The sequence below is a fragment of the Phenylobacterium sp. genome, assembly GCF_030697305.1.
Classification (GTDB): Bacteria; Pseudomonadota; Alphaproteobacteria; order Caulobacterales; family Caulobacteraceae; genus Phenylobacterium.
In genome coordinates, this window is sequence record NZ_JAUYQL010000070.1 from 1 (window position 1) to 8,558 (window position 8,558).

The window sequence follows — 8,558 nt, forward strand, 5'->3', positions numbered from 1 at the left end:
CAAATGGCTGCTGCGGCGCTGGCTGCAGCACGCCTGCCCGTCGGCTGATCCATGGGGACGCAAGAAGGGCTTCACGGTGCCGGTCGAGACCTGGATCGCGCCGCGCGCTGCGGACATCGCGCGCCGGGTCGGGACTATCGCGGCGGTGCGCGACACCTTCGGAGCGGAGGCCGTGCGCGCGGCGTTCAGCGGCGGACGGGGCTGGCCGCTGCGGTTCTTCGCCGTATGGTCGCTGATTCATCTTGAAGGGACCGCGCCCCGCGATGCGCTGGAGCAGGCGGCGGGAACGATCTGAGCGCCGTCAGCATTCCAGCGCGGCGTCCGCGACTTCAGGAGACCGACATGCCCCGTATCGTCGCCGTGGCCGCCACCGCCGCCCTCCTTGCCGCCTGCGGCGCGCCGTCAGGCGAGGCCCAGCCCCGATCTCCGCAGGCTTCCGCGTCGGTCGAATCCCGGCCGCCCAACGCCGCCAGACAGTCTCCAGCCTTTGCAGGACAAACGCGGGCGCCAAGGGCGGTTTCAGGCGTCGCCTTCCGAACCGTGACGGTGGCCGAGGGGCTGGAGCATCCGTGGGGCATGGCCTTCCTCCCGGACGGCAGGTTGCTGGTCAGCGAACGGCCGGGGCGACTGAGGATCGTCGGTGTCGACGGCGCGCTGTCAGCCCCGATCGCCGGTCTGCCGGCGGTGGACGCTCGCGACCAGGGTGGTCTGCTGGGCCTGACGGTCGACCCGGCGTTCGCCGACAATAGCCTCGTCTATTGGAGCTTCGCCGAGCGCGGCGCCGATGGCCTGACCAACACCGCGGTGGCGCGCGGCAAGCTCATTACCGGTTCCTCAGGCGCCTACCGTTTGGAGGGCGTGCAGGTGATCTTCCGCCAGAAGCCGTCGATGGACTCCACCAAGCACTATGGCGGACGGCTGGTGTTCGGCCGCGACGGCATGTTGTTCGTGACGCTGGGCGAACGCTCGATCGTCGCCGGTCGGATGCAGGCCCAACGGATGGACGGCCTGCTGGGAAAGGTCGCGCGGATCCGGCCCGACGGGACCGTCCCGCCTGACAATCCTTTCGTCGGCAAGCCGGGCGTACGACCGGAGATCTTCTCGCTCGGCCATCGCAACATTCAGGCGGCCGCGATCAATCCGCGCACCGGTGAGCTATGGGAGGTGGAGCACGGCGCGCGTGGCGGCGACGAAGTGAATGTCGTTCGAGCCGGGCGCGACTACGGCTGGCCGACGATCACGTATGGCGAGGACTACTCGGGCCAGCCGATCGGCCAGGGGATCACCGCCAAGGCTGGCATGGAACAGCCGGTCTACTACTGGGATCCGGTGATCGCACCGTCAGGGATGACCTTCTACGAGGGCGACCTGTTCCCGGCCTGGAAGGGGTCGCTGTTCGTCGGCGGCCTGGCTGGCCAACACCTGGTGCGGCTGACCCTCGACGGCGATCGGGTGAGCGGCGAGGAACGACTGCTGGTCGAACTGGGCGAACGCATCCGCGATGTGGTTCAGGGTCCGGACGGGGCGCTCTATGTTGCGACCGACGCCGACAAGGGACGGATCCTGAAGCTGGTTCCCGGCGCCTGACGGCGCAGGAGCCCGACGCGATCTAGCGTGAAATCAGCTTGTGCGAAGCGCGCAGCTTTCTGCGCTGCTCGGCCGGCTCGCTGAAGAAGCGCTCAGCCACCCAAAGGATCAGATAGGTCGCTGAGAAGCTCGCCAGCCCCAGCAGGATGAGTTCTTTCACCGTACCCGTAGCCCCCCGGCCAACCGTGCAGTTGCATGGTCCTGCGCCGTCGTCAGGAACCTATGCGTTTCAAGTCACTGATTGGTAAACCGGTCGACAAGCATAACCGTTCGGGACGGCGTTACTTCTTCTTGGTCGGCGGCGTCAGGAACGAAGGCCCGGCGGCGACCGCCTTCGGCTTGTCGGCCTTGGGCTTGCGGACCTCGCGATTGCTTTTCTTCTGGCCTTTGGCCATGGCGGCCTCCTTTCAGGATCGGGACTTGGTCAGCGCCGGTCGTCTGGCGCGCGGGGCGGTTTGCCGGCGGCGAGCAGCGCCGACCCGGCAGGGGTGATCACCCAGCCTTCGCGGGTGCGCTCCGCGAAGCCGAGATCGGTGAGCGCGCGCGCGTCGCCGATATTGATCCAGTCGACCGTCTCGCCAGCTTGCTTGCGCTCAAGGTTCTTGAGGGCGGTCAACTGGCCGTCGGACAGCGTCGAGACGGTCACGGCCGACACCCCGTCGCGCGCCTGATCACCGACGCGGACGGCTCGTCAGCGTGCCGCGCAGCGCCTGGATATCGGCGAGGCGGGGTTTCGGACGAGAGCCGGTGGAACGAGGATCGTTGAGCCCGGTGACGACCGGGCGCGGGGTGGGCCTGATTATGGTGGACATGGCGTCCTTCTTGGCCGGCTGAAGCGCATGGCGCGCCATCGACCGCCGGCATGTTCCTATATCCGGTCCGGCGATGGAAAGCTTGCGTCGTGCGCTGAGCGTGCGACTGTTAACTGTCGCGGCGACTTCGGATTCCTTCGAGGCTGGCTTTCGCGTCCTCACATCGGACATTCGGACAGTATGGCGGCATCCCGCAACACCTGGTTCTCGCTGGCGCTGGACACCATGCGCCTGGGCCTCGAGGCCCAGACCGTGGTCAATCTGCGGCTGATGAAGTTCGCGACCTTCGGCCCCGGCGCGATCAGCGAGGCCGAACGCATGATCAGCGAGAAGATGGAAGCGGCGATGCAGGTGCAAGCGCAACTGCTGACCTCTGCGCTCTCCGGCTCGGCGCACCTGGCTCCGGCCCGGACCGTGGCGCACTATCGGCGCCGCGTGCGCGCCAACGTCCGCCGTCTGGCTAAGTAGCAGGCTCCAACCCAAGCCGCTCGGCGACGGTTTCGCCGATCGCCAGAGAGCTGGTGAGCCCCGGGCTCTCGATCCCGAACAACGCCGCCAGTCCCGGCAAGCCATGGACGCTCGGGCTGTCGATACGAAAGTCCGGTTGCGGCTCGTTAGGGCCGTGCAGCTTGGGGCGGATACCGGCGTAGTCGGGAACCAGCGCCCCGTCGGGCAACTGTGGCCAGAAGCTGCGAACCTCCGCGTAGAATTCCCCCGCCAACGCCGGATCGACGCTGTAGTCGGCATGGTCGACGAAGTGTAGGTCGGGGCCGAACACCGCCTGCCCGCCGAGGTCGCGGCGGTAATGCGCGCCCAGCGAGCCCGGCACCGGTGGCGGATAGATCAGCCGGCTGAACGGCGCGCGTCCGGTAAGCCGGAAATAGACCCCCTTGCCCAGGTGCAGCTCAGGAATGGTGTCAGCGGGAAATCCCTCGATGTGACGCGCCACATCCTGTGCGGCGAGGCCCGGCGCGGTCACCAGCAGGCGGCAGGTCAGGTTGGTCGCCTCGGCGCCGCCGGCCCGCACCTTGAAACCGCCGCCGTCCAGCGGTGTCGCGCCCTCGAACGGCGTCGCCAGCACCACCGCGCCGCCGCCCGTTTCGATCTCGCCCTGGAGGGCCAGCATGTAGCCGTGGCTGTCGAAAATGCCGCTCTGCGGCGACCAAAGTGCGGCCTCGCACTTCAGCTCCGGCTCCATCTCGTGGACCTCGGCGCTCGACAAGGTGCGCATGCCCTCGACATCGTTGCGCAGCGCCTGCTGCATGATCGGCTCGAGCCGGTCGACCTCGTCAGGTTCGGTGGCGACCACCAGCTTGCCGCAGCGATCGAAGTCGACCTTATGCGCCTCGAGGAAGGCGTAGAGCGCGCGGCGGCCCTCGACGCACAGCCGGGCCTTCAGCGATCCGGTCGGGTAGTAGAGCCCCCCGTGGATCACCTCGGAATTGCGTGAGGAGATGCCCTCGCCGATGGCGTCCTGGGCTTCCAGCACCGCCACGGTCAGGCCTCGTCTCGATAAGGCGTAGCCGCAGGCGAGGCCGACCGCGCCTGCACCCACGACCACCGCGTCGAAGTCGAATTGCGCCATTCAGGCGGCTTGGGCCGCGGCCGGCGCGTCCCACTGCGCCCACAGCTTGGCCTCGTCGGCCTTGGCGGCGACGATCGAGGCGTCCTTGATGTGGCCGAAGCCACGGATCGCCTGCGGGATCTCGGCGATCTTCACCGCCAGCGGCAGACGGGCTGCGTCGAGGCCGGTGAGCAGCCGGTCGAGGCCCGCTTCGTAGTCGCCGATCAGCTTGCGCTCGACGCGACGCTCGTGGCTGGAGCCGAACGGATCGAACGCCGTACCGCGCAGCCGCTTCATCTTGGCCAGCAGCGGGAATGCGGCGCTCAGCATCCAGCCGCCGAAGGCGATCTTCCGCGGTCGGCCTTCGCTGTCCTTGGGCGCCAGGATCGGCGGTGACAGCATGACCTTGGCCTTGCCGCCCCGGAACACGTCGGCGCGATAGGCGGCGAAGCGGCCATCGGTGTAGAGGCGGGCGACCTCGTACTCGTCCTTGTAGGCCATCAGCTTGTAGAGGTTGATCGCCACGGCGCGCGTCAGAGTATCGGCGTGCAGCGGCGCCTCGGCCTTGGCCGTGCGTTCCACCAGCTTCAGGTAGCGGGTGGCGTAGGCGGCGTCCTGATAGGCGGTGAGCTCGCGCGCCCGGTGGGCGATCAGGGCGTCCAGCGGCAGGGTCTCCGGCGTCGGGGCTGCGTCCTCCGGCTCGCCTCGCGACGCCGGCGAGTGGGCGGCCATGCGGCCGATCTCGAAGGCCTGCAGGTTGGCGTCGGCGTCCACGCCGTTCAGCCGGATGGCGCGGTACATCGCCCGGCTGGATACCGGGATCAGGCCCTTCTGCCAGGTGAAGCCCAGCATGATCATATTGGCGTAGATGCCGTCGCCGAGCTTGCTCTCCGCCAGATGGTGGGCGGGGCATTCGTCATAGCTCTTCGAGGCCTGGGCGAGACGACCCGCGACCCCTTGCGGGTCGTAGCGGATGTCGCGCTGGGTGACGAAGTCGGCGGTGGGCGCGAGGTCCTCGTTGCCCAGGGTGACCGTACGGTCGTCGGAACAGAGCGTCAGGGCGTCGGCGCTGGCCGCGGCGAGCAGGTCGCCGGCGATCAGCACGTCGGTGCTGGCGGCAGGCACCCGGCCCGAGGTCGGGGTATCTTCGGTCTCGCCGATGCGCACGTGGCTGAACACCGCCCCGCCCTTTTGCGCGAGGCCGGTCATGTCGACATTGGAGGCGGCGCGCCCGTCCACGTGGGCGGCCATCGCCAGGATCGAGGCGACCGTGGTCACGCCGGTGCCGCCGATGCCGGTGAAGACGATGTTGCGCACCCCGCTCCAGGGCTGGAACTCCGGCAGCGGGGTCGAGTCCGCGGTCAGCGCCGGCAGTTCCTTCGCGTGGGTGTTCTCCGCGCCCTCCAGCGTGATGAACGACGGGCAGAAGCCGTCCAGGCATGAATAGTCCTGGTTGCACGACGACTGGTTGATCTTGCGTTTGCGGCCGAACTCGGTGTTCAGCGGCTCCACCGACACGCAGTTGGACGTGCGCGAGCAGTCGCCGCAGCCCTCGCAGACCAGCGGATTGATGAGCACCCGCCGCTCGCCCGCCGCCAGCGTCCCGCGTTTGCGGCGCCGGCGCTTCTCGGCGGCGCAGACCTGGTCGTACAGCAGCACGGTGACGCCGGGCGTCTCGCGCAGCATCCGCTGGACGGTCATCAGCTCGGAACGCGGCCGCACCTCGACGCCGGGGGCCAGGTCGGTGACGCCCTGGTATCGATCGACATCCTCGGCGACGATCACGGTCTTGGCGACGCCCTCGGCGGCCAGTTGCCGGGTGATCTGCGGCGGGGTGAAGCCGTTCTCCGGCGTTTGGCCGCCGGTCATCGCGACGGCGTCGTTGAACAGCAGCTTGTAGGTGATGTTCGACTTGGCCGCGACCGCCGCGCGGATCGCCAGGGATCCGGAGTGGTTGTAGGTGCCGTCGCCCAGGTTGGTGAAGACGTGGGGCTCGGTGGTGAACGGCTGGGCCCCCATCCAGGCCGCGCCTTCGCCGCCCATCTGGCTGTTCAGGTCTGTGTTCGGATCGCCGAAGGTCGCCATGTAATGGCAGCCGATGCCGGCCAGCGCGCGCGAGCCCTCCGGCAGCCGGGTCGAGGTGTTGTGTGGGCATCCAGAGCAGAAAAACGGCTTGCGCTGCTGATCCGAGGCGAGCGTCAGAGCCGCGGCCTGTGCATGGGCCACCCGGTCCAGATAGGCCTGGGCGCGCTCCGTGTGCGGGCCCAGCGGCAATCGCGCGGCGATGGCCTGGGCGATCTCCGCCACCGATAGCGACACCAGTTGCGACAGCAGCGGACGGCCCTGCTCGTCCACCTTGCCCAGCACCTTGGGGCGTTCGGCGTCGGCCAGGTCGTAGAGAGCGGCGCGCACCTGCGGTTCGACGAAGGCGCGCTTGTGTTCGACCACCAGCAGGGTTTCGAGGCCGCGGGCGAAGTCGCGGATCCCATGCGGCTCCAGCGGCCAGGGCATCCCGACCTTGTAGATCGCCACGCCCAGATCGGCCGCCTCCGCGAGGCTGATATTCATCGAAGCGAAGGCTTCGATCACGTCGGCGTAGGCCTTGCCCGAGCAGACGATGCCGATGCGCGCCTTCGGCGAGGCCAACGCCACTCGGTCGACGCCGTTGGCCCGCGCGAACGCCATCGCCGCAGGCAGCTTGAAGGTGCGCAGCCTGCGCTCCTTGTCCAGCGGCTGGTCCTTCAGGCGAATGCCCAGCCCGCCCAGCGGCAGGTCGAAGTCGGGCTTCACGAAGCGGTGGCGGTCCAGCGAGATGTCGATGGTCGCGCCGGAATCCATGGTGTCGGCCAGCGCGATCATCCCGACCCAGAGCCCGGAGAAGCGGGACATGGCGTAGGCCAGCAGGCCGAAGTCCAGCACCTCCTGGACGTCGGCCGGCGACAGCAGCGGGATCTCCACGTCCTGGAACGCGAACTCCGACTGCGACGGCAGGGTCGAGGACTTGCAGACGTGGTCGTCGCCGGCCACCGCCAGCACGCCGCCGGTCGGGAACACCCCGGCGAAATTGGCGTGCTTGAAGGCGTCGCCGGTGCGGTCGACGCCAGGCGCCTTGCCGTACCACATGCCAAACACCCCGTCGTAGCGGGCGGTGGGGAACAGGTTGGCCTGCTGGCTTCCCCAGACGGCGGTGGCGGCGAGGTCTTCGTTGACGCCCGGTTGGAAGACGACGTTCGCGGCCTGCAGATGGCGTCTGGCGCGCTCGGCCTGCTGGTCCAGCACGCCCAGCGGCGAACCCCGATAGCCCGACGCATAACCCGCCGAATTCAGGCCGACAGCGGCGTCAAGCCGATGCTGATCGAGCAGCACGCGCAGCAGCGCCTGCACGCCGGTGATGAACACACGGCCCTCGGTGAGCAAAAACTTGTCGTCGAGCGTCACATCGGCGTGCCGCATCGCAATTTCTTTCCTTTCGGGCCTCCCTAAGCCCATAGAAGATCATATAAGGTCGGCGTGGTCACCCACCAAAGGCATACCCCGGATCATAAGTTCCCGCGCAAGAATTGCACCCCAAGTTCCCAGCAGGAGGAAAATTTTGTCCGATCCGATCGATGCCGTGGACGCCAGGATTCTCGACCTCATCCAGCATGACGCGGGGCTTTCGGTGGCCGAGGTCGCGGAGCGTGTCGGCCTGTCCTCCAGTCCCTGCTGGCGTCGTATCAAGCGGCTGGAGGATAGCGGAGTCATCCAGCGTCGCGTGACCATCCTCGATCGCGAACGACTGGGATTGAGCTTCGAAGTCTACTGCACCGTCAAGCTCTCGCTGCCCACCAAGGACAATCTCGACGCCTTTGAAACCGCCATCGCCGACCTGGCCGAGGTGGTCCAGTGCGCCACCGTGACGGGCTCGGCCGATTACGAGCTTCGCATCGTCACCCGCGACATGCACGCCTTCGACGCTTTCCTCCGCAACCGCATCTTGTCGCTAGGCCTGGTCTCCAACATCGAAAGCCGGATCGTCATCCGTTCGGTGAAAAACACCACCTGCGCCCCGCTCGGCCTCGTCTGCACCCACCTGGCGCAGACGGTCTAGCGACGCACGGCCGCCCGCATCCTTTCTCCCGATCCGCTGATCCGGACGAAAGTCGGGGCCCAGGCGCCGTGTCGGATCGGGCGAGCGATGATCGTCCTATGACCATGGCGGCCGATCCACGGCCGTAAGGGAGAGATGACAATGCGCGTGATGGTTCTGGTGAAAGCGACCACGGAAAGCGAGACGGGCGGAGCCATGCCCTCCCCCGAGTTGCTGGAGGCGATGGGCAAGTTCAACGAGGCGCTGACCAAGGCTGGCGTCATGCTGGCCGGAGACGGTCTGCATCCCTCTTCGAAAGGCAAGCGCGTCGCGTTCGACGGTCCCAACCGCACAGTGACCGACGGCCCCTTCTCCCAGACCAACGAGCTGGTCGCCGGGTTCTGGATCTGGCAGGTCAAGGACATGGACGACGCCGTGGCCTGGGTTAAGCGCTGCCCCAACCCGATGTCCGGCCCGAGCGAGATCGAGATCCGTCCCCTGTTCGAAGCGTCCGACTTCGCCTGAG

Annotated in this window: 10 protein-coding genes; 5 read left to right on the forward strand and 5 right to left on the reverse strand. The window is 67.8% G+C overall.

Annotation, left to right across the window (positions count from 1 at the left end):
- Together Q8R27_RS08235 and Q8R27_RS08240 are read left to right on the forward strand one after the other, a co-directional pair.
- The coding region (locus Q8R27_RS08235; RefSeq protein ID WP_305698561.1) for a hypothetical protein at positions 1–295 on the forward strand (295 nt) is incomplete at its 5' end.
- 47 nt (positions 296–342) lie between these two features.
- Positions 343–1,587 carry a PQQ-dependent sugar dehydrogenase gene (locus tag Q8R27_RS08240; protein ID WP_305698562.1) on the forward strand — a complete coding sequence of 415 codons (1,245 nt, stop codon included), beginning with the start codon at positions 343–345 and terminating at the stop codon, positions 1,585–1,587.
- A gap of 22 nt (positions 1,588–1,609) precedes the next feature.
- Here the strand turns inward: Q8R27_RS08240 and Q8R27_RS08245 are convergent, their stop codons facing one another.
- From Q8R27_RS08245 to Q8R27_RS08255, 3 genes are all read right to left on the reverse strand, one after another.
- A complete protein-coding gene (locus Q8R27_RS08245) occupies positions 1,610–1,747 on the reverse strand; it encodes a hypothetical protein (protein ID WP_305698563.1) in 138 nt (45 codons plus the stop codon).
- Positions 1,748–1,868: 121 nt separating this feature from the next.
- Entirely contained in the window at positions 1,869–1,982 is a 114-nt protein-coding gene (locus Q8R27_RS08250) for a hypothetical protein (protein ID WP_305597357.1), read from the reverse strand.
- Between the two features lie 29 nt (positions 1,983–2,011).
- Positions 2,012–2,242: a hypothetical protein gene (locus Q8R27_RS08255; protein ID WP_305698564.1), complete on the reverse strand. Its 231-nt coding sequence runs from the start codon at positions 2,240–2,242 to the stop codon at positions 2,012–2,014.
- A gap of 337 nt (positions 2,243–2,579) precedes the next feature.
- Between Q8R27_RS08255 and Q8R27_RS08260 the strand changes: the two genes are divergently transcribed.
- Positions 2,580–2,867 carry a hypothetical protein gene (locus tag Q8R27_RS08260; protein WP_305698565.1) on the forward strand — a complete coding sequence of 96 codons (288 nt, stop codon included), beginning with the start codon at positions 2,580–2,582 and terminating at the stop codon, positions 2,865–2,867.
- On the opposite strand, the gene Q8R27_RS08265 is transcribed toward Q8R27_RS08260, so the two are convergent.
- Positions 2,860–3,984, reverse strand: coding sequence for an NAD(P)/FAD-dependent oxidoreductase (locus tag Q8R27_RS08265; RefSeq protein ID WP_305698566.1), 1,125 nt, complete (start codon positions 3,982–3,984; stop codon positions 2,860–2,862). The two genes, Q8R27_RS08260 and Q8R27_RS08265, sit on opposite strands and share 8 nt — an antisense overlap.
- Positions 3,985–7,416 (reverse strand): indolepyruvate ferredoxin oxidoreductase family protein, encoded by a 3,432-nt coding sequence (locus Q8R27_RS08270; protein WP_305698567.1) that lies wholly within the window; start codon positions 7,414–7,416, stop codon positions 3,985–3,987.
- A 139-nt stretch (positions 7,417–7,555) separates the two neighbouring features.
- Between Q8R27_RS08270 and Q8R27_RS08275 the strand changes: the two genes are divergently transcribed.
- Positions 7,556–8,053 carry an Lrp/AsnC family transcriptional regulator gene (locus Q8R27_RS08275; protein ID WP_305698568.1) on the forward strand — a complete coding sequence of 166 codons (498 nt, stop codon included), beginning with the start codon at positions 7,556–7,558 and terminating at the stop codon, positions 8,051–8,053.
- A gap of 141 nt (positions 8,054–8,194) precedes the next feature.
- Positions 8,195–8,557, forward strand: coding sequence for a YciI family protein (locus tag Q8R27_RS08280; RefSeq protein ID WP_305698569.1), 363 nt, complete (start codon positions 8,195–8,197; stop codon positions 8,555–8,557).
- Position 8,558 lies beyond the last annotated feature (1 nt).